The organism is Streptomyces luteolus (genome assembly GCF_029968015.1).
Lineage (GTDB): Bacteria > Actinomycetota > Actinomycetes > Streptomycetales > Streptomycetaceae > Streptomyces > Streptomyces luteolus.
Genome location: NZ_JASCIS010000013.1, coordinates 73,693 through 99,968, shown reverse-complemented (window position 1 = coordinate 99,968; position 26,276 = coordinate 73,693). Strand labels below are relative to the sequence as shown.

General features: G+C 70.2%; 30 protein-coding genes, 1 tRNA gene and 1 pseudogene. 15 read left to right on the top strand and 17 right to left on the bottom strand.

Going from position 1 to position 26,276, the window contains the following annotated elements:
- Positions 1-45: 45 nt before the first annotated feature.
- Complete coding sequence (locus QIT00_RS15245) at positions 46-486, top strand: DoxX family protein (RefSeq protein ID WP_282535787.1); 441 nt, start codon at positions 46-48, stop codon at positions 484-486.
- On the opposite strand, the gene QIT00_RS15240 is transcribed toward QIT00_RS15245, so the two are convergent.
- The gene (locus tag QIT00_RS15240) at positions 473-1,024 is read right to left on the bottom strand and encodes a superoxide dismutase family protein (protein WP_282535786.1); all 552 of its coding nucleotides are present in this window, start codon (positions 1,022-1,024) and stop codon (positions 473-475) included. The two genes, QIT00_RS15245 and QIT00_RS15240, sit on opposite strands and share 14 nt — an antisense overlap.
- Positions 1,025-1,230: 206 nt before the next feature.
- On the opposite strand from QIT00_RS15240, the gene QIT00_RS15235 reads away from it, so the two are divergent.
- Positions 1,231-1,773 (top strand): DedA family protein, encoded by a 543-nt coding sequence (locus tag QIT00_RS15235; protein WP_282535875.1) that lies wholly within the window; start codon positions 1,231-1,233, stop codon positions 1,771-1,773.
- A gap of 103 nt (positions 1,774-1,876) precedes the next feature.
- Here the strand turns inward: QIT00_RS15235 and QIT00_RS15230 are convergent, their stop codons facing one another.
- Entirely contained in the window at positions 1,877-2,107 is a 231-nt protein-coding gene (locus QIT00_RS15230) for a DUF2277 domain-containing protein (RefSeq protein ID WP_282535785.1), read from the bottom strand.
- 105 nt (positions 2,108-2,212) lie between these two features.
- On the opposite strand from QIT00_RS15230, the gene QIT00_RS15225 reads away from it, so the two are divergent.
- Complete coding sequence (locus tag QIT00_RS15225; protein WP_282535784.1) at positions 2,213-2,572, top strand: hypothetical protein; 360 nt, start codon at positions 2,213-2,215, stop codon at positions 2,570-2,572.
- 112 nt (positions 2,573-2,684) lie between these two features.
- Here QIT00_RS15225 and QIT00_RS15220 read toward each other — a convergent pair.
- From QIT00_RS15220 to QIT00_RS15210, 3 genes and pseudogenes are all read right to left on the bottom strand, one after another.
- A pseudogene (locus QIT00_RS15220) lies at positions 2,685-3,221 on the bottom strand (PadR family transcriptional regulator); the annotation flags it as partial.
- Between the two features lie 63 nt (positions 3,222-3,284).
- Positions 3,285-5,381, bottom strand: a complete 2,097-nt coding sequence (locus QIT00_RS15215) for an NADPH-dependent 2,4-dienoyl-CoA reductase (protein ID WP_282535782.1) — start codon at positions 5,379-5,381, stop codon at positions 3,285-3,287.
- A 162-nt stretch (positions 5,382-5,543) separates the two neighbouring features.
- Positions 5,544-5,846 carry a hypothetical protein gene (locus QIT00_RS15210; protein ID WP_282535781.1) on the bottom strand — a complete coding sequence of 101 codons (303 nt, stop codon included), beginning with the start codon at positions 5,844-5,846 and terminating at the stop codon, positions 5,544-5,546.
- Positions 5,847-6,085: 239 nt separating this feature from the next.
- Between QIT00_RS15210 and QIT00_RS15205 the strand changes: the two genes are divergently transcribed.
- The 3 genes from QIT00_RS15205 to QIT00_RS15195 all read left to right on the top strand — a co-directional run bounded on the left by QIT00_RS15205 (position 6,086) and on the right by QIT00_RS15195 (position 7,349).
- On the top strand, positions 6,086-6,307 hold the full coding sequence (locus tag QIT00_RS15205) for a hypothetical protein (RefSeq protein WP_282535780.1): 222 nt from the start codon (positions 6,086-6,088) through the stop codon (positions 6,305-6,307).
- A gap of 206 nt (positions 6,308-6,513) precedes the next feature.
- Entirely contained in the window at positions 6,514-6,933 is a 420-nt protein-coding gene (locus tag QIT00_RS15200; RefSeq protein WP_282535779.1) for a MerR family transcriptional regulator, read from the top strand.
- A complete protein-coding gene (locus QIT00_RS15195; RefSeq protein ID WP_282535778.1) occupies positions 6,930-7,349 on the top strand; it encodes a carboxymuconolactone decarboxylase family protein in 420 nt (139 codons plus the stop codon). The genes QIT00_RS15200 and QIT00_RS15195 overlap by 4 nt, the downstream gene beginning before the upstream one ends.
- Positions 7,350-7,554: 205 nt before the next feature.
- On the opposite strand, the gene QIT00_RS15190 is transcribed toward QIT00_RS15195, so the two are convergent.
- The 3 genes from QIT00_RS15190 to QIT00_RS15180 all read right to left on the bottom strand — a co-directional run bounded on the left by QIT00_RS15190 (position 7,555) and on the right by QIT00_RS15180 (position 9,919).
- The gene (locus tag QIT00_RS15190; protein ID WP_282535777.1) at positions 7,555-8,424 is read right to left on the bottom strand and encodes a helix-turn-helix domain-containing protein; all 870 of its coding nucleotides are present in this window, start codon (positions 8,422-8,424) and stop codon (positions 7,555-7,557) included.
- A 22-nt stretch (positions 8,425-8,446) separates the two neighbouring features.
- A complete protein-coding gene (locus QIT00_RS15185; protein ID WP_282535776.1) occupies positions 8,447-8,974 on the bottom strand; it encodes a DUF6879 family protein in 528 nt (175 codons plus the stop codon).
- A 150-nt stretch (positions 8,975-9,124) separates the two neighbouring features.
- On the bottom strand, positions 9,125-9,919 hold the full coding sequence (locus QIT00_RS15180; protein ID WP_282535775.1) for a LuxR C-terminal-related transcriptional regulator: 795 nt from the start codon (positions 9,917-9,919) through the stop codon (positions 9,125-9,127).
- Positions 9,920-10,233: 314 nt separating this feature from the next.
- On the opposite strand from QIT00_RS15180, the gene QIT00_RS15175 reads away from it, so the two are divergent.
- From QIT00_RS15175 to QIT00_RS15165, 3 genes are read left to right on the top strand one after another with little or no spacing between them, the layout of a single operon-like run.
- Positions 10,234-10,407, top strand: coding sequence for a hypothetical protein (locus tag QIT00_RS15175; RefSeq protein WP_282535774.1), 174 nt, complete (start codon positions 10,234-10,236; stop codon positions 10,405-10,407).
- 39 nt (positions 10,408-10,446) lie between these two features.
- Positions 10,447-10,632, top strand: a complete 186-nt coding sequence (locus QIT00_RS15170) for a hypothetical protein (RefSeq protein ID WP_282535773.1) — start codon at positions 10,447-10,449, stop codon at positions 10,630-10,632.
- A 31-nt stretch (positions 10,633-10,663) separates the two neighbouring features.
- A complete protein-coding gene (locus QIT00_RS15165) occupies positions 10,664-12,004 on the top strand; it encodes a hypothetical protein (RefSeq protein ID WP_282535772.1) in 1,341 nt (446 codons plus the stop codon).
- A gap of 97 nt (positions 12,005-12,101) precedes the next feature.
- Here the strand turns inward: QIT00_RS15165 and QIT00_RS15160 are convergent.
- A tRNA-Val gene (locus tag QIT00_RS15160) sits at positions 12,102-12,173 on the bottom strand.
- Positions 12,174-12,362: 189 nt separating this feature from the next.
- Here QIT00_RS15160 and QIT00_RS15155 point away from each other — a divergent pair.
- From QIT00_RS15155 to QIT00_RS15135, 5 genes are all read left to right on the top strand, one after another.
- Positions 12,363-13,127: a DUF4097 family beta strand repeat-containing protein gene (locus tag QIT00_RS15155; protein ID WP_282535771.1), complete on the top strand. Its 765-nt coding sequence runs from the start codon at positions 12,363-12,365 to the stop codon at positions 13,125-13,127.
- 99 nt (positions 13,128-13,226) lie between these two features.
- Positions 13,227-14,642, top strand: coding sequence for a hypothetical protein (locus tag QIT00_RS15150; RefSeq protein ID WP_282535770.1), 1,416 nt, complete (start codon positions 13,227-13,229; stop codon positions 14,640-14,642).
- Between the two features lie 247 nt (positions 14,643-14,889).
- A complete protein-coding gene (locus QIT00_RS15145; protein WP_282535769.1) occupies positions 14,890-15,471 on the top strand; it encodes a DUF4383 domain-containing protein in 582 nt (193 codons plus the stop codon).
- Positions 15,472-15,701: 230 nt separating this feature from the next.
- The gene (locus tag QIT00_RS15140) at positions 15,702-15,920 is read left to right on the top strand and encodes an FmdB family zinc ribbon protein (protein ID WP_282535768.1); all 219 of its coding nucleotides are present in this window, start codon (positions 15,702-15,704) and stop codon (positions 15,918-15,920) included.
- Between the two features lie 61 nt (positions 15,921-15,981).
- Positions 15,982-16,680 (top strand): DedA family protein, encoded by a 699-nt coding sequence (locus tag QIT00_RS15135; RefSeq protein WP_282535767.1) that lies wholly within the window; start codon positions 15,982-15,984, stop codon positions 16,678-16,680.
- Here QIT00_RS15135 and QIT00_RS15130 read toward each other — a convergent pair.
- Genes QIT00_RS15130 through QIT00_RS15120 form a run of 3 tightly spaced genes read right to left on the bottom strand, consistent with a single transcriptional unit; the run spans position 16,577 to position 21,227 of the window.
- Positions 16,577-17,446: an HAD family hydrolase gene (locus QIT00_RS15130; protein ID WP_282535766.1), complete on the bottom strand. Its 870-nt coding sequence runs from the start codon at positions 17,444-17,446 to the stop codon at positions 16,577-16,579. The genes QIT00_RS15135 and QIT00_RS15130 overlap by 104 nt on opposite strands.
- Positions 17,447-17,454: 8 nt before the next feature.
- Positions 17,455-19,998, bottom strand: a complete 2,544-nt coding sequence (locus tag QIT00_RS15125; protein WP_282535765.1) for a phosphoribosyltransferase — start codon at positions 19,996-19,998, stop codon at positions 17,455-17,457.
- A gap of 44 nt (positions 19,999-20,042) precedes the next feature.
- Positions 20,043-21,227 carry an HpcH/HpaI aldolase/citrate lyase family protein gene (locus QIT00_RS15120; RefSeq protein ID WP_282535764.1) on the bottom strand — a complete coding sequence of 395 codons (1,185 nt, stop codon included), beginning with the start codon at positions 21,225-21,227 and terminating at the stop codon, positions 20,043-20,045.
- Positions 21,228-21,412: 185 nt separating this feature from the next.
- Between QIT00_RS15120 and QIT00_RS15115 the strand changes: the two genes are divergently transcribed.
- Positions 21,413-22,309, top strand: coding sequence for a TerD family protein (locus QIT00_RS15115; RefSeq protein WP_282535763.1), 897 nt, complete (start codon positions 21,413-21,415; stop codon positions 22,307-22,309).
- Here the strand turns inward: QIT00_RS15115 and QIT00_RS15110 are convergent, their stop codons facing one another.
- The 5 genes from QIT00_RS15110 to QIT00_RS15090 form a co-directional block, all read right to left on the bottom strand.
- Positions 22,310-23,053, bottom strand: coding sequence for a TerD family protein (locus tag QIT00_RS15110; RefSeq protein ID WP_282535762.1), 744 nt, complete (start codon positions 23,051-23,053; stop codon positions 22,310-22,312).
- Positions 23,054-23,189: 136 nt separating this feature from the next.
- Positions 23,190-24,311 (bottom strand): DUF475 domain-containing protein, encoded by a 1,122-nt coding sequence (locus QIT00_RS15105; RefSeq protein ID WP_282535761.1) that lies wholly within the window; start codon positions 24,309-24,311, stop codon positions 23,190-23,192.
- 76 nt (positions 24,312-24,387) lie between these two features.
- A complete protein-coding gene (locus QIT00_RS15100; RefSeq protein ID WP_282535760.1) occupies positions 24,388-24,963 on the bottom strand; it encodes a TerD family protein in 576 nt (191 codons plus the stop codon).
- A gap of 99 nt (positions 24,964-25,062) precedes the next feature.
- Positions 25,063-25,638 (bottom strand): TerD family protein, encoded by a 576-nt coding sequence (locus QIT00_RS15095; RefSeq protein ID WP_282535759.1) that lies wholly within the window; start codon positions 25,636-25,638, stop codon positions 25,063-25,065.
- A gap of 132 nt (positions 25,639-25,770) precedes the next feature.
- Positions 25,771-26,238, bottom strand: a complete 468-nt coding sequence (locus tag QIT00_RS15090) for a peroxiredoxin (protein WP_282535758.1) — start codon at positions 26,236-26,238, stop codon at positions 25,771-25,773.
- Between the last annotated feature and the right edge of the window lie 38 nt (positions 26,239-26,276).

Below are 26,276 nucleotides of genomic sequence, written 5' to 3'. Positions count from 1 at the left end.
GCCTCCGATCGGTTGCCGTCCCCGACCGAACGAAGGAGTCCCCCCATGAACGAACGCCTCGACAGCGCACAGCCATACGCCTTGGGGCTGTTCCGCATCGTGACCGGCCTGCTCTTCGCCTGCCACGGCGCCGCGTCCCTGTTCGGCGTCCTCGGCCGCGAGTCGGCCGACCCGACCAGCTGGCCCAACGGGTACGCCGCGCTGATCCAGCTCGTCTGCGGCGCCCTGGTGATGCTCGGCTTCGGCACCCGCCCGGCCGCCTTCCTCGCCTCCGGCTCCATGGCGTACGCCTACTTCGTCGTGCACCAGTCCATGGGCCTGTGGCCGATGGAGAACGACGGTGAGAGCTCCGCGATGTTCTGCTGGGCCTTCCTGCTGCTCGTCTTCACCGGCTCCGGGGCCTTCGGTCTCGACCGGCTCATCGGCCGCGGCGGCACCGCGGCCGACAAGTCCGGCAGGACCGAGGCCGACCTCACGCCCGCGTAGGCGCGAACGGCACGCTGAAGCACGCCAACCGGTCTCCTGCACCGCCCTGTTCGCGGTGCAGGACGACCGAGGCGGCCTCCCCGGGACGGAACCCCCAGTCGTGCATGGCGGCCGCGTACCCACGGCCGCGCCCGTCCGTGGTGAAGTCCAGCCACACCTCGTTGCGCGGATTCACATACGCCGGATTCGTGGACGGCTGCACCGGGTCCTCGCGGTGCTGGTAGTGGCCGCCCGCGTCCTCGGGCTGCGGGCCGCACGGCTTCTGGTGCACGTGCACGCCGTACGCCCGGTTCGCCTTCAGGCCGTCGACCTGCAGCGTCACGAGGTTGCTCGCGTCCCGCGCGACCTGGACCACCCTGATGTGGGCGCCCGCCGGCACCAGCTTCGTGTCGTACGTCTTCGCGTCGGACGCGATGAACGCGCTCGGCGGCGCGAAGTCCGCCTCGGCACGCACCACTTCGACATCGCCCGCAACCGAGCCACCCCCCGTCATCAACACCGCCGCCGCGCTCAGCGCGGCAACCATCCCTGCCACCATCACCCTGCTCCTCACCCTCACGTGCTCGCTCTCGTTCCGTACTTCTCGTTCGTACGGGAAGGCGGCGCCGTGTGCCGCACCAGGAGCGGCACGCGGGTGAACGTTCGCCGAGGCGTACGACGGGCGGGAGGGGCACCCGCCGGAATCCTCCCGAAGTGCCGGGCGTACGCTGTACAGCTGTCTGACAGGCCGCCCTCGACGTCTTCCTGCCGCTGCTGCCCAGCGGGCTCCTGGTGATCACGGCCGCCACCGCCGCGGCCGCGGGCCCCGGCGCCGCGGGCGCCGCCGCCGACCGGATGGCGCATCAGGTGCCCGACCTGCTGGCGCTCGGCGCCTGCGCGGCCCTGGCCTCCGTGCTCGGCGACTTCGCCGCGTACCGCGTCGCCTGGCGCGGCGGCGAGCGCCTGGACCGGGCGATCTCCCGCTCACGCCGCCTCACCGGCGCGCAGGAACGCCTCGGCGCCGCACTCGCCAAGGGCGGTGGCGCGCTCGTCGTCATCGCGCGCTTCGCGCCCGCGGGCCGCTCCGTGGTCTCGCTCGGCGCGGGCGCCACGCACCGCACGATCCGCGAGTTCCTGCCCTGGTCCCTGGCGGCCGGGGTGGCCTGGGCCGCGTACAGCGTCGGGCTCGGCTACTTCGGCGGGCAGTGGCTCGGTGCCGGCTGGCTCGCCATGGGCGTCTCGCTGCTCGCGCTCTTCGCGGCGGGCACGGGCGCGGCGTATCTGGTCCGCCGGCCGCGCACGCGCTGAGCCCCGTTCCGCCGGACCCCTGCCCCCTGAGCGCTGCCCCCTGAGCGCTGCCCCTGAGCGCTGTCGGCTGAGCGCTGTCGGCCGAGCGCTGCCCAGCGAAGGCCTACCCGCCGATGCCCTGTCTCTGGCCGCGCACGACCAGGTCGTCGAGGAGTTCCCGCGTCGCGAGCGCGACCGCGTCCACGGCCCGGTCGAACACCTCGCGATTGTGGGCCGCGGGCGCGCGGAAGCCGGAGACCTTGCGGACGTACTGCAAGGCCGCGGCGCGCACTTCGTCCTCGGTGGCCTCCTCGGGGATGGCCGGCGGGCGGAGGGTCTTGATGCTTCGGCACATACGGACAGTCTGCAGCAACGGGGGTCGATCCGGGAACACACGTTCGGGTGAGTTCGGGACAGCGGACCTCGCTTCCGCAATTCGAACAGGCGTAGCATTGCGGTCGTGGCTGAGACCTTTGAATTCCCCGAAGACCTCCTCGCGGGTCAGGAGGAGCTGCATCAGGTCCGGGCCGAGCTCCTGGCTCTGCTCAAGCGGCTCCCCTGGTCGGTCACGCCCCTCGACGGCTTCAGTGACATAGCCGGCTGGCGCAAGGTGGAGCGACCCGCCTCCCCGGGCTGGAGCGCCGACGAGCAGGCGGAGGTGGAGAAACTCCGGCAGCGCGAGCGGGAGTTGGCGGTGTTCGTGACCTGCCATCGGTTCTGGTCCACGTTCACCGGCCCCGAGCTCGTGGACGGCCGGATGCGCCTCAAGCACATACGGGACGAGCCGGGCGAGGCGGCAGCGGCGGGCGCGGGAGCCTGAGCGCTCAGCCCTGCTCGGGCACCCCGGGCACCTCTGACCCCCCGGGCACCTCGGGAACCCCAGGCCCTTCCGGCGCCTCGGACACCTCAGGCACCCCAGGCCCGTCGGGCGCCTCGGGCAGCTGCTCCAGGCCTGCGAGCGCCTCCGTGATCCAGCCGATCCAGAACGTCTCAAGCTCGATGCCGCCGCGCAGCACCAGATGCCGCAGCCGGTCCTCCGCGCCGTCACGCCCGGCCGGAAAGTCCCGCTCCTCGATCTGCTCGTACTCCTTCAACTGCTCCTGATGCAGGGCGAGATGGCGGTTCAGCTCGGCCTCAAGACCCTGCGGGCCGACCACGGCGGCGGCGCGCATCCGCAGCAGCAGGGCGGAGCGGATCGGCTTCGGGTCCTCCTCCTTGCCGACCCAGGCCGAGAGTTCCGCACGCCCGGCGGGCAGCACTTCGTAGGCCTTGCGCTGCCCCCGGGTCGGCTGCGGTGAGTGCAGGGCGCGGATCAGTCCGGCGTCCTCCAGCTTGCCGAGCTCGCGGTAGATCTGCTGATGCGTCGCGGACCAGAAGTAACCGATGGACTTGTCGAAACGGCGGGTCAGTTCGAGGCCTGACGAGGGCTTCTCCAGAAGGGCGGTGAGGATGGCGTGCGGGAGCGACATGTCCGCATCCTAAGGAGTACGCGCAGCCGGTCTCGGCCCCTCTCCCCGGCGGAGGGAGCGGCCTCAGACCGTCGCCGCCAGCTCCGTGCCCTGCTTGATCGCGCGCTTCGCGTCCAGCTCCGCGGCCACGTCGGCACCCCCGATGACGTGCACGGACTGCCCCACGGCAAGGAGCGCGTCGTACAGCTCGCGGCGCGGCTCCTGCCCGGCGCAGAGCACGACCGTGTCCACGTCGAGGACCTGGGTGCCGCCGTCGACGCCGATGTGCAGGCCCGCGTCGTCGATCCGCTCGTAGGACACTCCGGCGAGCATCGTGACGCCGCGGTGGCGCAGTTCGGTGCGGTGGATCCAGCCGGTGGTCTTGCCGAGCCCGGCGCCGACCTTGCTCGCCTTGCGCTGGAGCAGGTGCACCTGGCGCGGCGGCGCGGGCCGCTCGGGGGCGCGCAGGCCGCCCCGGTCGCGGTAGTCCATGTCGACGCCCCACTGCGCGAAGTACGTCTCCGGGTTCAGGCTCGCCTTGTCCCCGCCGTCGGTGAGGAACTCGGCGACGTCGAAGCCGATGCCGCCCGCGCCGACGATCGCGACGCGCTCGCCCACCTCGGCACCGTCCCGCAGCACATCGAGATAGCTGAGGACGCGCGGGTGGTCGACGCCCGGGATCTCCGGGGTGCGCGGGCTGACACCGGTGGCGATCACGATCTCGTCGTACGCCGCGCCGTACGCACCGGAGGTCAGCCCCTCGGCGGTGACGCGGGTGCTCAACCGGACGTCCACGCCCCGCAGTTCGAGCTGCGTACGGAAGTAGCGGATCGTCTCGCCGAACTCCTCCTTGCCCGGGACCTTGCGGGCCAGGTTGAGCTGGCCGCCGATCCGGTCCGCGGCGTCGAAGAGCGTGACCTCGTGCCCGCGCTCGGCGGCCGACACGGCGAAGGCGAGCCCGGCGGGCCCGGCGCCGACGACGCCGACGCGCTTGCGGCGGCGGATCTCCGTGATCGGTTCGAGGACCAGCTCGGTCTCGTGGCAGGCCCGCGGGTTCACCAGGCAGGAGGTGATCTGCAGGTTGAAGGTGTGGTCGAGGCAGGCCTGGTTGCAGCCGATGCAGGTGTTGATGGCCTCGGCCCGGTCCTCGCGTGCCTTGGCCACGAACTCCGGGTCGGCGAGGAACGGCCGGGCGAGCGAGACCAGGTCGGCGTGCCCGTCGGCCAGCAACTGCTCGGCGACCTCGGGGGTGTTGATGCGGTTGCTGGTGACCAGCGGCACGGACACCGCGCCCATGACCTTCTTCGTCACCCAGGCGTAGGCGCCGCGCGGCACCGAGGTCGCGATGGTCGGGATGCGCGCCTCGTGCCAGCCGATGCCGGTGTTGATGATGGTGGCGCCCGCGGCCTCGATCTCCTGGGCGAGGGCGACGACCTCGTCGAAGGTCGAGCCGCCCGGCACCAGGTCGAGCATGGAGAGCCGGTAGATCAGGATGAAGTCCGACCCGACCCGCTCGCGCGTGCGCCGCACGATCTCCACGGGGAACCGGACGCGGTTCTCGTACGAGCCGCCCCAGCGGTCGGTGCGCCGGTTGGTGGCGGAGACGATGAACTCGTTGAGGAGATAGCCCTCGGAGCCCATGATCTCGACGCCGTCGTACCCGGCCTCCTTGGCGAGCTCGGCGGCCCGCACGAAGTCCTCGACGGTCCGCTCGACCTCGTCGTCCGTCAGCTCGTTCGGTACGAAGGGGCTGATCGGCGCCTGGATCGGGCTGGGGGCGACCAGGTCCTCGTGGTAGGCGTACCGCCCGAAGTGCAGGATCTGCATGGCGATCCGGCCGCCCGCCGCGTGCACGGCCCCGGTCACGACCGCGTGCTGGGCGACCTCGTCGGCGGTGGTCAGCTTGGCCCCGCCCGCCCACGGCCGGCCCGCCTCGTTCGGGGCGATCCCGCCGGTCACGATGAGCCCGGCCCCGCCCCGCGCGCGCTCGGCGTAGAAGGCCGCCATCCGCTCGAAGCCGCGCTCGGCCTCTTCGAGCCCGACGTGCATGGAGCCCATGATCACGCGGTTGGGCAGCGTCGTGAACCCGAGGTCGAGGGGGCGCAGCAGGTGCGGGTACGGGCTGGAGCCCGGGACCTGACTCGAAGTCGGGCTCGCCTGCCGGCTCGTGCTCTGGCTCATCGGGGCCTCCTGGTGGGGTGCGGTCGAGCTTGTTGTAACCCACGGGGAGATGGTTGTGCAACAAGTTGCAAAAGAGTGTGGCGCAGCCGTCAGCGGCGGCCGCCTGCCCGCACAGGCCGGTGGGGGCGCGTGAGTAGCGCGCCACAGGTCTGTGGGGGCGAGTCAGTAGCGCGCGTCGAACGGCTCCACCACGCGGCGGAGCTCGCGCCCTCGGCGCGGGGACATGGCGAGCATCAGGCCTTCGAGGAGGTCCCGCGCCAGGTACGGATCGCCGCAGCACTCCCAGACCCGGCAGCCGCCGTCGTTGTCGACCCAGAGGCGGTGGTGGGCGGTGCGCACGAACCTGGCCCAGACATCCAGGCTGGTCTCGGCGGCCCCCGGCCACAGATAGTTCCGGGACCGCTCCAGCCTGACGATCTCCGCCAGTGCCGCGGGCGACAGCCCCGTGATCATCGATCGGGTCACGTACGGCGTGTGCGCGTGCGGGCGCTGCCCGACACGGACCCGCCCCGGCCGCTTACGCGGCATGGACCTTTCGGCAGAACGTCATGACCCGAGCCTGCCACGGCAACACGGCGCCGCTCCACCGGATTTCGCCCCTCCGCCGCCCACGGCGAAGCCCGCCGCCGGGGAAGGACGGCGCCGGGGAAGGACGGCGGCGCGCCCGCTCTCACCGTGCGGTTCACGCGGGACCCACGGCGGACATGGCCCAGCTGAACGGGCGCCTGGACAAGGTCGTTCCGATGGACGTCTACACCGTCGAGAAGAACCAGATCACCGCTCGCGTGGACGCGTTGGAGGCCGCCCGCGAGAAGGACGCCGACAAGGTCACGAACACCCGCCGCTGGATGCTCGGAACTGTCCTCACCGTCATCATCGCGCTGCTGCCTTACCTGACCGCCATGGTGAAGGGGGCCGGGGCATGAAAGGCACCCGACGCAATCCGCCCGGCAACGTCCGGCGACCCCGATGCGCTTGTCCGCTTCCACGGCCACCGAAACCGAACGCAACGGAACCGAACGGAACGGAACGGAACGGGGCGAAATGCCTGACCGGAGGTCCGGGGGCGGGTGATGGGCGTCACGCGATCATAGTTTGACCTGGAGCACACTCCAAGTTTTACGTTCTTTCCATGACCGATGGAAACGCCCTCCCGCAGCGAGAACCTGCCCTCACGATCGCCCAGGTCGCCGAGCAGACCGGCCTCTCCCCGGACACCTTGCGCTACTACGAGCGCGCCGGGCTGATCGAACGGATTGGGCGGACCACCGGCAACCAGCGCCGCTACGCAGCCGCCGATCTGGCCTGGCTGGAATTCCTGCTGCGGCTGCGCGAGACCGGCATGTCGATCAGCGACATGCAGCACTACGCGCAACTTCGGGCGGCCGGCGACACCACGGTCTCCGACCGGCTGACCATGCTCCGAGACCACCGCCAGAACCTCGCCGAGAGCATCCGCAGCCTGCGGCGCAACGCCGCCGCACTGGACAAGAAGATCAAGCACTACGAGACGCTGCTCGCCGAGCAGCCGGAAATGGACACCCCCTCATGAGCACCACCTCCGAAGCCAAGACCCGCCAGGACCGCTTCGACCACGGCCTGGAAATCCTCACCCGCATCGACGGCGAAGCCGGCCAGAAGGTCGTCGACTCCCTCGCTGAGATCAGCCCCGAGCTCGGCCACCAGGTCGTCGCCTGGGCCTTCGGCGAGATCTACGACCGCCCCCACCTGCCCCCGCGCGACCGCCAGCTCGTCACCCTCGGCATGCTCACCGCGCTCGGCGGCTGCGAACCGCAGCTGGAGGTGCACATCAACGCCGCCCTCAACGTCGGACTAACTCCCGAAGAAATCGTCGAAGCGCTGTTGCACTCCGCCGTCTACTGCGGCATGCCCAAGGCTTTGAACGCGACCTTCGTCGCCAAGAAGGTCTTCGGCGAGCGCGATCTCCTGCCCGCCAAGACTCAGTAACCGGGGACAACAGCGCGCTGCCAGGCCCGAAACCGGCCTGGCAGCGCGCTTGCTCGCCAGACCGTGAAGGGGAATTCACCGCGGGTACTCACGGAGCCGGGTGTCCTTCCGCACCGCCGCGCCTGTCAGGGACGCGTAACACCAGCCCCCGTTCCCCGCCATGCGGCGGGGAACGGGGGCGGTTTCGTGCGTTGCCGTCGCGCCATCAATCACCCGGAGACGGCCGATCGAGGGCGTCGATGGCGCGTGTGATGAGGGCGCGAGCATCGGCCCCGTACACGGCCATGCTCCGCAGCCGGTCGAACGCCGCTGCGTACTGGGCGACTTCGGCGGGCTGGGTGACTGTGACTTCCGCCGAGACCAGCTCGACGGTCACGCGGTCGCTGTCGTACATGTGGAACGTTTCCTCCGGCCAGTGCGACCGTCGCTCACCCATCGGAATGATGCCGAAGGAGACAGCCGGCAGGGCGCCCGCAGTGAGCAGGTAGCCGAGCTGCGCGCCCATCGCGTCGACGTCGGTGATCTGGTGGTAGAGCACCGGTTCCTCGATCACCACGACGAAGCGGCGGCCCGGCTCATTGACGATCCGCGACCTGTCCAAGCGGGCCCGGACCGCGTCGTCGACGTCCTCTGGCGGCAGACCGTGGACGGTCGACGCGATCCCCAGTACCGCGCGCACATACCCCTCGGACTGAAGTAGACCAGGCACGAGACTGGCCGAATACAGGCGATGCACAGCCGTCGCCTGAAACAGCCGCACGCGGCTGTCCTGCACATGGCGCAGGCCGGCGCGTACCTGGTCTCGCCATTGCCGGTACATGGACTCGGCGTGGATGGATTGAGTAACCAATTCCTGCGCCTGGTCCTCGGCGCCGGTCGCAGTGCACCAGCGTCGTATGTCGCGGACCGACGGACCGGTGAGGGCGTTCTCGATGCGGGACGTCTTGGAGTAGTGCCATCCGCAGGCTTCCGCCAGCTGCACGACAGTGAGTCCTGCTTCCTTACGCAGGTCGCGCAACTGGCGGGCCACCGCCTCACGTGCGGCTTGGGCTGATGATGACGGGGAGGCGGGCATGGGCTGGCTGCCGGTTTCCTCGTCAGCGAATCTGGTACTGGCCGTGCGGGACGGCGAGGTCCCACACCGCGGCGAACGCCTCGGTACACAGCTTCGCCGCCGTCGGGTCCTCAGTAACCTCATGGCCGACCAGGGCGCCGTCACCAGAGAAGTAGCCCCACCGGACGATGCGGTCGTCGAACAACCAGAAGTCATTCCCGGGCAGGGCCAGGTTCGACGCGCTTCGGCGCGGCAGCCACCGGACCTGTTCGCCCGCGGCGACGTTCACGCTGGTCGATGCGTGCTCCCACCGGATGTAGTCGGTGACCGGCTCGGACACGATGCGCGCCCTACGTACCGCGACGCCCCTCGCGGTCGCCTCGGACACGAGCGACACCCACGGCTCCCAGCCAGGCGAGGCTGGGTCGACGTCAAGCTCCCCGGTGTCGAGCCAGGCCCGGAACTCGGAAGCCTCCGCCGCTACGCCGTACTGATCGCGCATCTCCAGGTGGACGGCTGAGCGCTGGCACTGTGTCAGGAGCTCAGCGATCGTCGGTACGTTCGAGGGCACTGCATGCCTCCCTGATCATGTCGGTCATCCTGGCGGGGATCCGGACTACCGCCTCGTTGTCGGGGATTCCTACTGCATGCCCCGGGACTTCGAACGCCGCGCACTCTGCTTCGAGCGCCGCGTTGGTCGGCCGAGACCGTCAGGGAGGGCTCAGTGCAGTTCACGGTCGGGGCTCTGCACCCACCACGCGACGACCTGGTACAGAGTGCGCAGCCCGAGTTCCTCCCGAAGCGCGGACAGCTCCTTGGTCACTGTGCGCGAGGCGAGGTCGATACGGCGTGCCGCCTGCTGCACGCTGTACCCGGATTCGAGGTCGCGGAGGATCTGGCGCTGTCGGACGGTCGTCACGGGCAACCTCTCCCGCCCCTTGGACATGTCTTCCCACCGCGTCGCCCGGTCCCACAGGCAATCGAAAACTGTGATAACCCAGGTCACTGCGCTGCGATCGGTCACGTGCCAGCCCGCATCCGACGGGGCGCTCGGCATAAGGCAGTTGTCGATGAACAGGTGCCGATCGTCAATGATCATCATGCGCGGGAACACGCCGCCGAGGGTGCTCACCTCCGCGCCCGCGTCGACGATCTGCTCCACGTAGCCGCACGTCTGCTCATGGACAGCGGCAAGGGGGTTGTAGAGGCTGCGCACTTCGACGCCGGACTGCAGGGCATCGATCGTCCGTTGGGCGCCGAGCTCGACCACCTTGGGGTCGCGGTCCGTCGGCCGGCCTGGCTGTGCAGTGAGGACGGATGTGGACGCGGAGGCCGCGACGTCGCCAATCCGCACGTTCATCTCGGTACGGCTAGCGAGGAACTCCGCAGCCGGACCGCTGTACATACGGTTCGAGTCGAAGTGAACCGACATCGCCTCAAGGGCGGGCAGCTGCCGAATCTGCTCGACGCTGTGCTGCAGGCCCTCGAGGGCGCGCTCCATCAGACCGTGCGTCACAGCGCGTGGGTCGTGAGCGACCCAAGTACTGTCCGACGGGGGCTGTTCGATGAGCCCGAGCTCGCGCAGCTGATGCGCGGCAGCGCCATCCTCGACAGCCTCCCCTGCCGCGACCGCCGGTACGTCTCCTGCATCCGCTCTGGGAGATCTCTTCTCAACATCCGTGCAACCCCCATGACTTGAGAGTGCCTCATATGGCATATGCCGATATTGGCACTCTCGGCTGCTTGGTTGAGGCCAAAGCCCTATGTAACGATCCGTCACCGAGCATGAATCGGATCCACGTTCGATTATCCCTGACCGGGAGGCCTCCTATGCCCCGTTACCGTGCCGCACTGGCCGGAATAGCACTCGCCGCGCTGGCAACCCTCGGCGCGCTCACCCCCGCAGCGGCACAACCCATCGCGGAGGATCAGATCCCGCAGCAGCCCGTCGTCATCGAGCAGCCCGTCCCGGATGCTTCGACGAAGGATCTGGGCTGGGGCTGACCCCACGCCATCGGCCGCAATCTCCGGGGGACCTCGAACATGTACGACCACCTGGTCAGTGCACCGGCCATGCCGGAAGGCGTGCTCGCGTGGGCCGACCCCGATACACACCGGGTCTACGTCGACCCGAACCTGTTCTTCGACGGCGAACTGACAGCCGCTGGCCGCCAGGTGGTGGAGCGGCTGCTCCCCCGCGCCGAGGATCCGCCGCCTGGCGGGCTCTGACAAAACTGCACAACACCAAGGGGGATGAGGCATGGCCTACGCCGAGAAGGTCTACAAGGTCCGCAACGGGAAGCAGACCAAGCAGTTCACCTGGCGCGCCCGGTACAAGAAGCCCGACGGGTCGTATGACAGTGAGCCGGGGTTCCCGACGAAGAAGCTCGCAGAAGACTGGGGCAACCAGCAGGAAGCGGCGATTCGGGCGGGGACTTGGGTCGATCCACAGAAGTCGAAGACCAGGTTCGGCGAGTGGGTCGAGATCTGGAAGACCGCCAACCAGAAGCGCGCCGGCACCCAGGCCAAGCGCCGCCAGCTCCTCGAAAGCCTGCTCCTCCCCGAGTGGGAACACAGCACGCTGAACGAGGTGAACAACGTCTTCACCGTGAAGGCGTGGGCCACACGCACAGCGAAGCCCGTGGGCCGGTACCACCCGGACACCGTCGGCCAGGCACGAAGTCTGCTGAGCACGATCCTGTCGGGCGCTGAAGATGCTGGGTACATCGCCGCCAACAAGCTGTACGGGCGGCGGATCACCGTGGGAGCCGATCACCGCGACGACGACGAAGAGGTCTGGGCCCAGCCAGACGAAGCATTCCAGCTGTACCAGCGACTCGGCGGGGTCCATGGCCTGATGGTGGTGGCTGACTGCTACCTCGGCCTGCGCTGGGATGAGCTCACTGCGGTGCACCGCGACAACTGCCTGCTGAAGCGGGTCGACAAGGTCGACGGCAATCCATTCGTCCGGCACATCATCCGTGTCGACCCGGAGGTGGGGGCCGTGCATGAGGACGACTTCGAGCTCGACAAGCAGGGCCTCGCCGACTGGCGTGCGGCCGAAGATGCACGGCTTGCCGAGTGCCGGGAGAAGGGCTGGAAGGCGAACCGCCGGAAGATCCCCAAGACCACGGTGAAGGTGTATCTGGGGCCGCCCAAGAACAAGTACAGCGCGCGCGAGATCGACGTGCCGCCGTTCCTGGTCCGGCTTCTCGAAGCGCACATGGAGACGTGGCCCTACGACCACCCGTTCTCCACCCCTTCGGGGACGTTGTGGCGGGCCGGGAACTTCAGTCGGGTGCTGCGGCCCGCCGCGGACGGCCGGGACGGGATTCCACGCAAGGTCGGGTTCGCCGGACGCGAGGAGTGGAAGCCGATCGTCCCTGGGTTCACGATGAGGGGTGCACGGCACACGCACGACACGTGGATGAAGGACGACAACGTAGACCGCGCACTACGGTTCCTGACGATGGGCTGGGTGCCGAAGGACATCGAGGGCACCTACGAGCACGTGACACCCGAGATGCGGAAGCATCGCCTTGACTGCCTGGAGGCCCGGTGGGTGCGTGGGCAGCGCGTTGCGTCCTGGGGCACGGAGTGAGAGCCCTTCGGAGATGATCTCCTGAATATCTCCCAAATGATCTAGAAGAAGCCCCGCACCGATCATGGTGCGGGGCTTCTGTCCAGGTCATACCCGGTGGGCGCGGACGGTTTCGAACCGCCGACATTCGCCTTGTAAGGGCGACGCTCTACCCCTGAGCTACGCGCCCGGGACGAGTGGACACCTTACCCTGCCGGGGGCACTGCCCCGCAAACCAGTACGGGCCGGGGGCGGACCGCCGGGGGGGGGAGCCCCACCAGGGATCCGGTGGCGGCCCGGATCCCGGCGGGGAGCGCGGATTCGTACGGTCTGAGGGACCGCGGCGAAGGGCGCCGTACCGTCCCTGGGGGAGACCGACATGAGCGTCCGTACCGCACGAGTCCAGCGGCCGCGCACGGCCGTCGCGCTCGGGGCCGCCCTGGCCGCCGTCGTCCTGGTGGGCGGGTGCGCGAGCGCCGGGAGCGACGACGAGCCGGAGCGCCGGTCCTTCCCGTTGCAGGGGCGGACCCTGACCGTCGACTCGGACGACTCCGCGCTCGACGTCGTGGCCGCCGATGAGGAGCAGGTACGGGTCACCCGATGGTTCGACGGCCGCACTGTGCTCGGCGAGAGCCCCGAGGCCACCTGGCGGATGGACGGCGACACGCTGCAACTCCGCGTGAAATGCGACGGGTTCGTCAGCGACTGCTCGGCCCGGCACCGGATCGAGGTGCCGCGCGACGCGGGCGTGCACGTGGTCAACAAGGACGGGCGGGTGACGGCCGACGGGTTCCGTACCGCCGTGCGGATCCGGTCCGACGACGGGCGGGTGACCGTCAAGGACTCCTCCGGACCGCTCGAACTCATCAGCGCCGACGGTGCCGTCGAGGCCCTCGGCATCCGCTCCGCGCGGGTCGACGCCCGGTCCCAGGACGGCAAGGTACGGCTCGCCCTCGCCGAGGTCCCGGACCGCGTCGAGGCGCACAGCCGGGACGGCGCGGTCTCGGTGGACCTGCCGGACGGCGCGTACAAGGTGGCGGCCTCGTCCGACGACGGCTCGGTGGACGTGGGCGTGGACCGTGACGACCAGAGCGCGCATGTGGTGGAGGCACACAGCGAGGACGGCAGCGTCAGTGTGAACTGAACGGCCCGTGTGTTCGTCTTCTTCGGGTGGGAGAATGGCTGCCCGGCCTCAGCCGGGAGGGGATCCCAGGCCGGGCGGACGACAGCACGGGAGTGAGAAGTGACGGCGACACCACCGCAGCCGTACGCGCAGCAGGTCGCTCCTCGCCTCTCATCACGCCCACGGCGGCGCGCGGCGGCGCTGCGTGACGCGGTCGGACTCGTCCTGCTGCCGCTGCCGTTGCTCGCGGGGTTCGCGGCCGTGCTCCCGGCCGCGTTCGCCGGGGGCGGGACGCGGCGCTGGTTCGGTGGCGGCCGGGGCGAGAGCGCGCGGGCGGAGGCGCAGGCCGCCAAGGACGCGGCGGCGGCCGCGTTCTACGAACTCGACACCGCCCAGCGGGATCTGCGGATCTCGATCGAGACCATCACGGCCGTCGACAGCTCGCCCGCCGCGCGCCGGGTCGCCGCCGACTTCGACGCGCTCGGCCGCCGGATCGACGAGGTCAGCCACCGCTACATCACGGCGGTCGACGCGCACGATCTGGACCGGGACGACCTGGAGGCCTCGGTCGCGAGCCGGGCGCGGGCCGAACTGACCGGCGCCAAGGACGAGTTGGTGCGCGTCAAGCAGGAGCTCGACCGGTACGAGCAGAGCCTCGGCGCGCTGCTCGACAAGGCGGAGACGCAGCTGGCGCGGCTCGCTCCGGCGGTCGAGCGGGCCCGGCAGGCGCTGCTCGCGGCGAGCACCGCACTCGACGCGGTACGGGGCTCGGGCCTGCGGGCCGACGATCTGGCGGCCCGGCTCGCCGCGCTCGGCCCGGAGCTGACCAAGCTCAACCAGGGCGCGGGGCAGCACGGCGTGCCCGAGACCCTGCAGCGCGCCGACCGGGTGCTGCGGGACGCCGAGGCCGTACGCGCCGAGGCGGAGCGGCTGCCCGAGCGGGCCGCGGAGACGGACCGGCGGCTGGTGTCGCTGCGTACCCGCGCGCAGGCGCTGACCACGCGCTCCGCGCAGGTAGAGCCGGTGCTGAGCGAGCTGCGGCGGCGGTTCACGGCGGCCTGCTGGCAGGACCTGCAGTCGGTGCCGGAGCAGGCAGCGGAGGCGGTCAAGCAGGCCGAGCTGAAGCTGGCCGAGGCCCGCAAGGCGCGCGACGAACAGCGCTGGCCGGACGCCACCGCGCTGCTGAGCACGGTGCGGGCCCTGCTGAACTCCACGGACGAGGCGGTCTCCGCGGCGGGCGATCGGCTGCGGCAGCTGAACGCCGTGGCGAAGAACCCGCAGCAGGAGATCGAGCGGACCCGCTTCGCGATCCGGGACGCGCAGCGGCTCGCGATGGCCGGCCGCAGCACGCCCGATCCACGGCACGCCCGCCCGCTCGACAGCGCGGTCGCCCGCCTGGAGCGCGCCGTCGGCACCCTGGAGGAGGGCCGTCACCCGGATTACTGGCACTTCCTCACGGAGACGGAGGCGGTGCGCAACACGGTGGCCGACGTGGTCGCCCAGATCCGGCAGGAACGCGGCGGCGCGGGGGTGTGAGCCGGGCGCCCTGTCTCGGCGCGAGGTACCGGCGTACTCGGCGCGAGGTACCGGCGTACTCGGCGCGAGGTACCGGCGTACTCGGCGCGAGGTACCGGCGTACTCGGCGCGATGTGGCGTCCGCGGCCAGGTAGGCGGATCCTGGTACTACACGGGTGCTGATCGGTGCCCGCGACCGCAGGTCTCCGGAACGGAGCGGAGCCTCCGTCCGGAGTGAGGGCCCTCCGTGCACCCGAGGGAGGCGGACATGGCCACACACGCAACGCTCCACCCCACCAGGCGGCGGATCACGCTGAACGAACACCTCCCCGTCGACCACCGCCTGAGCAAGGTCTACCGGGTCGGCGCGGGCCTCACCGGGCTCGTCCTGCTCGCGTTCGGCATTCTCGGCCTGATCGACAAGGTGGGGTTCTTCGACACCCGGGGCGACGAGGTCGCCGGTCTGAGCACCAACGGCGCGCTGAGCGTGCTGTCCATCTGCGTGGGGCTGCTGCTCTTCGCGGGCATGGTGATCGGCGGCAACTTCGCCTCGACGCTCAACATGATCCTGGGCGTCGCGTTCATCCTCAGCGGCTTTGCGAATCTCGCGCTTCTCGACACGGACCTGAATTTCCTGGCGTTCCGGATCCAGAACGTCCTGTTCAGCTTCGTGGTCGGCATCATGCTGATGGTCTTCGGCATGTACGGGCGGGTGGGCAGCGCACTGCCGCACGACAACCCGTACTGGAAGGCACGCCACCCCGGCCAGGCCGAACGTGAGGAGCGGACTCTCGCTCAAGCGCAACTGGGCACGCGTACCGGAACACGTGGCGAGGACACGAAGACCTGAGCAGGCCCTCCCCCCAGGCGCCCCCGAGCCCCGACGCCTCCGGGCCCGGCGCCGGGCACACGGCGCCACAGTCGGACTCCCCGCGGCCGGAGCCTCCGCGGGGAGTTCGCTGTGCCGGTACGGGTCGGTGCGGGTCGGTGCGGGTCGGTGCGGGTCGGTGCGGGTCGGTGCGGGTCGGTGCGGGGCCGAGCCGGTGTTCACCGGACTCAGCCCCGGTTAACCTGACCCGCATGCCTCGCTATGACTTCCGCTGCCGGACCTGCGGTGACACCTTCGAGCTCAGCCGCCCCATGGCCGAGTCGTCCGACCCCGCCGCCTGCCCCGCCGGGCACGACGACACCGTGAAGCTGCTCTCGACGGTGGCCGTCGGCGGAGCGGCCGCCTCGTCCGGCCCCGCCCCCGCGTCCGGCGGAGGAGGCGGCTGCTGCGGCGGAGGCTGCTGCGGCTGACGCACACCGCGCGACGCCCTGACTTCAGCTCCGCTTCAGCTCCCCTCCGTACCCTGGCCGCATGATCGACAGCACCGCGCCGGGGTGGATCACCGGCCTCATGGACACCCTCGGGGCGCCCGGGGCCGGACTTCTCGTGGCGTTGGAGAACCTCTTCCCACCGCTGCCGAGCGAGGTGATCCTGCCGCTCGCGGGCTTCACGGCGAGCACGGGACAGATGAACCTCGTGGCCGCCCTGGTGTGGACGACCGTGGGCTCGGTGCTCGGCGCGCTCGCGCTGTACGGGGTCGGCGCGCTGCTCGGCAGGGACCGTACGATCGCGATCGCCACGCGGCTGCCGCTGGTCAAGGTGTCCGACATCGAGCGGACCGAGCAGTGGTTCGCCCGGCACGGCACGAAGGCCGTGTTCTTCGGGCGGATGATCCCGGTGTTCCGCAGCCTGATCTCCGTGCCCGCGGGCGTGGAGCGCATGCCGCTGCCGACGTTCCTGTGGCTCACCGCGCTCGGCAGCGCGATCTGGAACACCCTGTTCGTCCTCGCCGGATATCTGCTCGGCGAGAACTGGACGCAGGTCGCGGACTACGTCTCCACGTACTCGACGGTGGTCCTCGGTGCCGCCACCGCTGCCGTGGTGCTCTTCGTGGCGGTACGAATCATCAGGCGGCCCGGCCGGGGCCGGAGGCGTAAAGGAACTCCCGCAGGATCCGCTCCCCCGCCCCGACCCCGCACTGCGCCAGAACGGTCAGGTGCGGCGCGCTGAGCCCCGTGTCCGCCAGCTCGCCGTGGCCAGGCCGCCAGGACCGGTCGGCGGCGAGCAGCAGGTCCGCGTCGAGGAGTGAGTCGCCCGCGGCGAGCGTGAGGTCGGCGCCGGTGCGGCGGGCGACCTCGCGCATGGCGGCGCTCTTGGTCAGCGGCTTCGGCACCGCGTAGATCTTCCGTCCTTGCAGGGAGACGGTCCAGCCGCGCTCCTCCGCCCAGGCGGACAGCTCCTTGACCCAGCCCTCGGGCAGCAGCGCCCGCTCGACCACCAGATACGCGAACAGGTCCTCGGCGACCCGCTCCTTGAGCAGCCAGGACTCACTGGCGCTGCGCACCAGATGGGCGCGGACCTCGTCGAGCGAGGCGCACTCCTCGGCCAGGCGGGCGGCGACCTGCCGCTGCCAGTCCTGGTCGGAGACGCCGTCGACGAGCAGATGGCCGCCGTTGGCGCAGATCGCGAACCGCGGGGTGCGGCCCGGGAGATGGATGCGCGCGTACTGCTCGCGGGTGCGGGTGGTCGTCGGCACGAAGACGGTGCGCCGGGACAGCTCGGCGAGGAGTTCGGCGGCGTCCTCCGTGACGTACGACAGCGGCTTGCCCTCGTACAGCTCGACGCAGAGCAGGCGGGGTGCCTCCGCGTCGGGCATCGGCAGTTGGAGGGCGGCCGCGGAGTAGATGAGGGTGCGGTCGAGGTCGCTGGCGACGAGGGTGGCGCCGTACGAGCCGCTCACCGAGTTGCTCACGGAGGTGCTCACGGAGTTGCTCATGGAGGTGCTCACTGGCCCGTCACCGCCTTGCCGTCGGCGCCGGTCGCGCCCCGGGTGTACTGGGGGTGGATCAACCCGACGCAGCTGTACGGGAGTCCGTCCACCTCCTCGACCTCCACGCCGCGCTGCCGCGCGAGGAGGCGTACGTGGTCGAGGTCGGCGCCCGCGCCGCGCTGGGCGAGGATCTTCCACGGGACGCGGCGGAGCAGCACGCGGGTGGTCTCGCCGACGCCCGGCTTGACCAGGTTCACGTCGTTGATGCCGTACGAGGCGCTGATCCTTTCGACGGCCGCCCAGCCCTCCCAGGTCGGCGCGCGGTCCGCCGAGAGCACCTCCTTGACCTGGGCGTCCACGGCCACGCCGACCTCGTCGAAGCGGGCCGCGACGGTGTCGAGGAAGTGGCCGGAGACGTCCGTTCCGGCGAGTTCGCGGTAGAACTTCGCGCCGTGGAAGTCGTCCGGCCCGACCAGGTCGGCGCGGAGCACGGTGCGCGATATCAGGCCGGAGACCGTGGAGTTGAGGCACGCGGACGGGATGAGGAAGTCCTCGCGCGTGCCGTAGGTCCGTACGCAGGAGCCGGGGTCGGCGAGCACGGCGATCTCCGGGTCGAAGCCCTCGGCGCCACTCGCCTCCTCGAAGTCCCGTACGGCCTGGGCGAGTTCGCGGGTGATGGCGCCCTTGCCGGTCCAGCCGTCGACGAAGACGACGTCCGCCGGGTCGTGGTGGGCGGCGAGCCAGCGCAGCGCGTTGGCGTCGATGCCGCGGCCGCGCACGATCGACACGGCGTAGTGCGGCAGGTCGAGGCCGTGCCGGTGCTCTGCCCAGCGGCGCATCAGGACGCCGACGGGCGTACCGGCGCGGGCGAGCGACACCAGGACGGGACGCTTCGACCGCTCGGCGAGGACGGTCTCGGTGACGACGCCGACGGCCCGCGCGATCCGGGCGGCGGAGGTCTCCAGGGCGGCCTTGAACAGCTGCTGGTACTGCTCGTTCGGCTGGTACTCGACCGGCAGCGACTCGGCGTAGTGCGCGCCGCCGCTCTGGATGGCCTCTTCGCGCTCCTCGGTCGGCGCTTCGAGCTCGACCTCGGACAGGTCCTGGAGCAGCCAGCCGACCTCGTCCGGTGCGTACGAGGAGAAGGCGGGGCCGCGCAGGGGTTCGGGCAGCATGCTGGGGTTTTCCTGCCGTTCGGAGGCGCCCTCGACGGCTTGCGCGCCGGGGACGTGGGACGGGACGACCGCGAGCAGGACGTGCTCGGCGTGCCGGGCGAGCTGCGCCAACAGGCCGTCGGGGGCGTGCAGTTGGGGGGTGTCGGCGGTGGAGTCGACGACGGCGACGACGGTGTCGAAGCCGCCGCCCGCGACGTTGTACGCGTACCGGTCGCCGGGCCCGTCCGCCGGGTCGTCGTGGGCGGGGAAGACGAGGCGGCTGCGGATGGCGTAGCCGGGGTCGTCCACGGCGAGGACGGGCGAGCGGGTGGTCGTGGAGTAGCGGACTTCGGCCTGCACGCGCTCCTCGAGGGCGACCGCGAGCCGCAGCGGCGCGTACATCAGCTCCTCGAAGCCGAGCACGAGGACGCGGCGGGCGTCGGCGGGCAGGGCCCCGGCGATCCGGTCGGCGAGGCCGGGCGCGGCCGCCTCAAGGGTCTCGCGGTGCGCGGCCGTGAAGCCGTGCCGCCCGCCGTCGGGCACCCCGGCGGGCCAGCCGAGGTCCACGCGCACGGGTCGGCGCGCGTCGCGCTGGACCGGAACGCCCACCGCGGACTGCCGGACCGGAACGCTCGCCGCGGCCTGCTCGTGTTCGGCGACCAGCGCGGACTGCTCGTGCTCGGCGACCAGCGCCTGCCCCCGCTCCAGGACGCCCTCGGGCAGCCGTACGGTCCCGGAGGCCAGGGCGATCAGGTCGACGCGGGCGCCGATCTCGCGGGCGAACTCGGCGAGCCTGCCCTGGTCGGCGTCCGAGCGCATGTCGACCAGGGCGACGATGACGTACCGCCCGCGCGGGTAGCGCTCGTGCAGGGCGCGGATGGTGTTGAGGACGGTGTTGCCGGTGGAGAACTCGTCGTCCACGAGGACCAACGGGCCGTCCCCGGCGAGGAGCCCGGGGTCCTCGGGGAGCAGCAGATGCGAGGTGGCGTGCGAGTGCGACTCCTCGAAACCGCCCGCGCGCGCGACGCCGGGGACGGGCCGCCGGGTGGAGTGCAGATACGGGGCGAGGGCGAGGCCGTCCGCGACGGAGTGGCCGAGTCCGGTGGCGGTCTCCGCGTACCCGAGGACGACGGAGCGGCGGGCCTCGTCGTCGCCGAGCAGCGCGCGGACCCGGACGCCCAGGTCGTACCCGGAGCGCCAGACCAGGGCGGGCGACTGCGGGACGTGTTTGCCGAGGACGTGGGAGACGAGCAGATGGGCCCGTTTCGGGTTGCGGCGCAGGGCAAGCCCGAGGAGTCCCCGCAGCCGCTCGTCGCCGTCCAGTTCGACCCCGAGTCGCTCAGCGACCCACTTGCCCGACCACACCACGTTGTTCGCGTCCCTCTCGTCGCTTGCGTACGCCACGTTTGTCCGTTCCTGCTCCGTGCCCATGTCGTCGACCTGTCAGGTCAGGTGCCGCCGGTCAGTCCCGCGGTCAGCAGCTCCACGAAGCCGACGTCCTCGCCCGCGACCCCGAAGGCCTGGGCGCGTTTGAGGGTCCGCTCGGCCCAGGCGCGGTGCGGCTTCACCTCGTTCATCTTGTTCGTGTAGGCGGAGCGCATGACTCCACCGCCGCAGCGCTCGGGGCGCAGGATGTCCTGGGCGTCGCTGAACTCCTCGTGGCTGACCACGGAGAGGGCGTGCACGGGCAGGACGTGCGAGGGGTGGATGCAGGTCTTGCCGAGCAGTCCGTTGGCCCGGTCGAGGCCGATCTCGCGGAGCAGTCCGTCGATGTCGTGCTCGATGAGGGCGGTACGGAGCTCCTCGGCGCGGCCGAGGAAGGGGCTGTTGCGCAGCTGCGGCTTGAACATCCGCTCCTGGGCGCGGAAGTACTCCCATACGGGCCCGGTCACGGTGAACCCGGTGCCGTCCGCCCGGCCGAGGACGTTGACGACGTCGGCGATGACGGAGGCGACGATCTGCACGTCGTACGCGGTCATGTCGGGCTGGCGGCGCAGTCCGTAGGCGGAGCAGAAGTCGGTGACGCCGAGGCGCAGGGCGAGGACGCGGTCGCGGTACTTGTCGACGGTGCGGGCGATGCCGGTGAGGGTGTCGGCGCGGGTCTCCAGGTGGAGCAGCTCGGGCGACTCCAGGACGGGCATGGCGAAGAGCCGGCGTCCGCTGGCGGCCTCGGCTGCGGTGAGCGCCTCCAGGAAGGGCACGCCGCGCTCCTCGGTGAACTTCGGCAGGACGAAGCCGGAGAGGATGCGGGCCGCGGGGCCGAGGCGGCGCACGAGGTCGGATATCTGGGCGGCGTGCCGGACGCGGATGAAGAGCAGCGGCAGCTGCCCGGCCGCCGCGGCCCCTTCTTCGCGGGCGGCGAGCACGGACAGCTGGGCGACGAGGTTCTCCTCGGCGCCGACGACGTCCGCGTCGTCGATGGAGTCCTCCAGGCACAGCACCATCGAGGCCACTCCGCGCCGCGCCTGCTTGACGACGTCGTCGGCGAGGTGGGGGCGGGTCGCCGGCGAGTACAGGGTGGCGCCGAGGGCGACCGAGAGGAGCGATGCGGGAGAGTCCGCGGTGAACTCGCAGGGTTCCGTGTGGAACAAGCGGTTCCGGATCTCAGGCGCAATGTGCCCGAAATGACGCATGAGACTCCCCGTTGTAGACAGCCGACCGACCATATGTGGCCGGTAATAGTACGTAAACGAGCATGTCAGGGGTTCCCTGCTCGCATGAAATTCAGGTAACCCCCTCATGTCTCCCGCGAGCGGACCCCGCCCCGCCGACGCCCCCCGCGTTGTCCCTGCCTGGCCGGGGAAGGCAGGATGACGGCATGACGCACGCGATGCTGAAGGGGTCGAACGTCCCGCTCGAAGCCATGGCCGTACACGCCGTGCTGCGCTGGACCCCGGGGCCCGCAGCGTCGGGAGCCCCGGACATCGACGTCTCGGCACTGCTGCTCTCCCCCGAGGGCCGGGTCCGCTCCGACGAGGACTTCGTCTTCTACAACCAGCCCCGGCACCCCTCCGGCACGGTCCGGCGGCTCGGCAAGAAGCGCGTCGCCGACGGACTGAGCGATTCCGTCCAGGCCGACCTCGCCGGAATGGAAGCCGAAGTCGACCGCGTCCTGGTAGTGGCATCGGCGGACGGCGTCCCCTTCGAGCACGTACGCGGACTGCGCATCTCGCTGTACGACGCGGCGGCCGGAGCGGAGGGCGATCCGTACGCGTACTTCGACGTGAAGCCCGAGACGGGCGCCGAAACCGCGTTGATCTGCGGCGAGTTGTACCGCCGCGGCGACACGTGGAAGTTCCGCGCGCTCGGCGAGGGCTACTCGAACGGCCTCGTCGGCCTGGCCACGGACTTCGGGATCTCCGTCGACGAGTCCGAGGCTCAGTCCGGGGGCGATGCCAAGGATCCCGAGGCCAAGGATCCCGAGCCGCGGCAACCCGGGGCGGACTCCGAGGCCGCGACGCAGCACACCGCGCTGCCGCCGACCGTCGCCCCGCCCGCGCCGACGGCGGCACCCGGCTACGGCTACCCGCAGCCGCCCAGCCAGCCGCCGCCCGCGGCTCCGCCCGGGTACGGCTACCCGCAGCCCGTCTCGGCGCCGCCGACCGCCGCGCCGCAGGGCGGGTACGGCTATCCGCAGCCCGTGGCCGCACCCGTCCCGGGTCCCGACCCGCACTTCAAGCTGCCGCCGCAGGGACCGCAGTTCCTGGCCCGCTGACTACCGGTCGGCCTTCGCCTTGTAGCCCCGGCCCCACTGCAGGCCCCAGCCGTACAGCCGGTCCAGCTCGGCCTGGAAGCCGTACACGAACTTCACCTCGCGGCGCACGACCAGCTCGCCCTTGACGTTCTCCACAGAGATCACCGCGCAGGAACGCGCCTGCGGGGCGCGCTCGTCGATCTCGATCTCGATCCGCGGGCCGTTGCTCGGATAGAGGGTGACCTTCGCGTGCGTACGGTCGAAGGCCGGGGTCTGGTCGTAGATGTAGACGAAGAACAGCAGGCGCTTGATCTCTTCGCGGTGGTCCAGATTCACATACAGCGTCTCGCCGGAGGCCGAGCCGAAGCGGTCGTCCCCGCTGAGCTTCACATAGGGCGGGGCGTTCAGATCACCGAAGAAGCTGCCGAGGGGTTGGACGACGCCCTTGGCGCCGTCGGTCATCTCGTACAGGCAGCCCAGGTCCAGGTCCACATTGACCACACCCTGCGTGTGGGCCTGCACCACATCGGGCTGGAACATCTTCCATGGCTGCCGCAGCAGCCCGCCCCTCCGCTTCGACTGTCCCTCGATGTCCGAAGTACGCATCCGCCAGGACAGGTTGACGCGCAGATTGCCGGTGGCCGCGCCCTGCTTGGTCAGGGACACCGACGGACGGCGCTTGGTGAGCTCGATGGAATTGGTCGCCGCGTTCCCCGACTCGAACTGCGATGCGCGACCCCGCCACAGCCCTTCCCAGAAGGACATTCCGCCCCCAACTTCTCACATGCCTGCATACGTGACAGCGGGGCGGTCAGAGGGTCATGCCCTCGTGACCGCCCCGCTTCAGAGCGTTCCCTCAACTACCCGCAGATCACACCCCGGAGGAGACCTCGGTCTTCTCCTACGAACTCGGTCCGCCGCCGCCCCCGGCCGCGGCCAGGCGCTTGTTGCGCCGCACCGAGGACCAGAACGACCAGGCGATCAGGATGACGCCGATGGAGCCGGTGATGACCTCGGGGATCTCGTGCTGGATGGTGACGAGCAGGATCAGGGCGAGGGCACCGATCGCGTAGTGCGCGCCGTGCTCCAGGTAGACGTAGTCGTCGAGGGTGCCCTCGCGGACCAGGTAGACCGTCAGCGAACGGACGTACATGGCGCCGATGCCGAGGCCGAGGGCCATCAGGACGATGTCGTTGGTGACGGCGAAGGCGCCGATCACACCGTCGAAGGAGAAGGACGCGTCCAGGACCTCGAGGTAGAGGAACATGAAGAACGCGGCCTTGCCGGCGAGGACGACGGCCGACTTGGGCTTGCCCTCGCGCGCGGCGCGCTCCTCCTCCTCGTGCTCGCGCTCCTCCTCTTCCTCCAACTTGTTCTCGAAGAAGCCGGAGAGACCGCCGACCACGAGGTACGTGATCAGACCGGCGACGCCGGAGAGCAGCACCGTCTGCGACTTGTCGACGTGGGCGCCGCCGTGCTGGTGGGCCTGGGTCGCGAAGGTCATCGCGGTGACCATCAGGATGATGAGCGCGATGCAGACCGACAGCATGTCGACCTTGCCCAGCTTGGCGAGCGGACGCTCCAGCCAGCCGAGCCACTTGATGTCGCGGTCCTCGAAGATGAAGTCGAGGAAGATCATCAGCAGGAACATGCCACCGAACGCGGCGATCGACGGGTGAGCGTCGGTCACCAGCTGCTGGTACATGTCCTTGTCCGTCATCGCCAGGTCGACGGCCTCGATGGGCCCGATCTTGGCGCTGACGGCGACGATGACGACGGGGAAGACAAGGCGCATGCCGAAGACGGCGATCAGAATGCCGACCGTGAGGAAGATCTTCTGCCAGAAGGCATTCATCTTCTTCAGGATCCCGGCGTTGACCACCGCGTTGTCGAAGGACAGCGAGATCTCGAGGATCGACAGGATCGCCACGATCCCGAACGCCTGCCACCCCCCGATGAACACCGCTGCGACCAGGCCGGCCGCGGTGACCGCGAACGACCAGCCGAAGGTTCTCAATACCACTGGCTACCCAATCGTTGTGTACGGGGCGTCCCCGCGCCCGCGACGAGAAGGGGACTCCCCCGAGCCGTGCGCGGCTTTACGAAACATTGACCCCGAAGTCTAGAGCGATGCCCCGCAGCCCTGACGCGTACCCCTGGCCTACGGCGCGGAACTTCCACTCCTCGCCGTACCGGTACACCTCGCCGAAGATCATCGCCGTCTCCGTGGACGCGTCCTCGGAGAGGTCGTACCGCGCGAGCTCCTGACCGTCGGCCTGGTTCACGACGCGGATGAACGCGTTGCTGACCTGTCCGAAGGTCTGGCCCCTGTTGTCCGCGTCGTGGATGGAGACGGGAAAGACGATCTTGTCGACCTCGGCGGGGACCTTGGAGAGGTCCACGAGCAGGGACTCGTCGTCGCCGTCGCCCTCACCGGTGAGGTTGTCGCCGGTGTGCTCGACCGAGCCGTCGGGGCTCGTGAGCTGGTTGTAGAAGACGAACCATTCGTCGCCGAGCACCCGTCCGGACTTGCAGACCAGGGCGCTCGCGTCGAGGTCGAAGGGGGCCCCGGTGGTGGAACGTGCGTCCCAGCCGAGTCCGACAAGGACCTGTGTCAGGTTCGGTGCGGCTTTGGAGAGGGAGACATTGCCCCCCTTGGCGAGCGTGACGCCCATGTTCGTGTCCTCCCCGAGGTGGTGGTGCGGTGGTCCAGCGCGTCCGGCGCCGCACGGAGAGTGCGGCGCCGGGCCGGGTCATGCGTGGCGGTGCGTGGCTCAGACGTTCACGCCGAAGTCCTGCGCGATGCCGCGCAGGCCCGAGGCGTACCCCTGGCCGATGGCGCGGAACTTCCACTCCGCGCCGTGGCGGTACAGCTCGCCGAAGACCATCGCGGTCTCCGTCGAGGCGTCCTCGGAGAGGTCGTACCGCGCGATCTCGGCTCCGCCGGCCTGGTTCACGACGCGGATGAACGCGTTGCGGACCTGGCCGAAGGACTGCTGGCGGTTCTCGGCGTCGTAGATCGAGACCGGGAACACGATCTTGGTGACCTCGGCGGGGACACCCGTGAGGTTGACCTTGATCTGCTCGTCGTCGCCCTCGCCCTCACCGGTGATGTTGTCACCGGTGTGCTCGACCGAGCCGTCGGGGCTCTTGAGGTTGTTGAAGAAGACGAAGCTGGCGTCGCTGGCGACCTTGCCGTCCTCCTGCGCCAGGATGGCGCTGGCGTCGAGGTCGAAGTCCGTACCGGTGGTGGTGCGGACGTCCCAGCCGAGGCCGATCGTCACATCCGTGAGGCCAGGGGCCTCCTTGGTCAGCGAGACGTTGCCGCCCTTGCTGAGGCTGACTCCCACGAGTCCTCCCAATTGGTGTACAGGGGCAGCGCCCCCGTCGTGCGTTGGCATCGGATCAACGACTGGATCCTAGTGACCGGTTCCCGCATCAAACAGGCTATTCGTCCCGGGATCACGAGGTCGTCGAGCTGTTCAGAGGCTGCCGAGGGCCGTGACGTACTCGTTCAGGTCACGTGCGTCGGGCAGCGCGTTGACGACGGTCCAGCGGATCACGCCCTCCTTGTCGATGATGAAGGTGCCGCGCACGGCGCAGCCCTTCTCCTCGTCGAAGACGCCGTACGCACGCGAGGCCTCGCCGTGCGGCCAGAAGTCGGAGAGCAGCGGGTACTCGAGGCCCTCCTGCTCGGCGAAGACGCGGAGCGTGAAGGGCGAGTCGTTGGAGACGGCGAGCAGCTGCACGTCGTCGTTGACGAACTTCGGCAGCTCGTCCCGCAGGGCGCACAGCTCGCCGGTGCAGACGCCGGTGAAGGCGAAGGGGTAGAAGAGCAGCACGACGTTCTTCTCGCCGCGGAAGTCCGACAGGCGGACGGTCTCTCCGTGCTGGTTCTTGAGCTCGAAGTCCGGGGCCTTGGTGCCGGTCGCGAGGCCAGCGAGTGCCATGAGGACGGATCCCTCCGTAGGGCTGTTCAGGTGGGGCC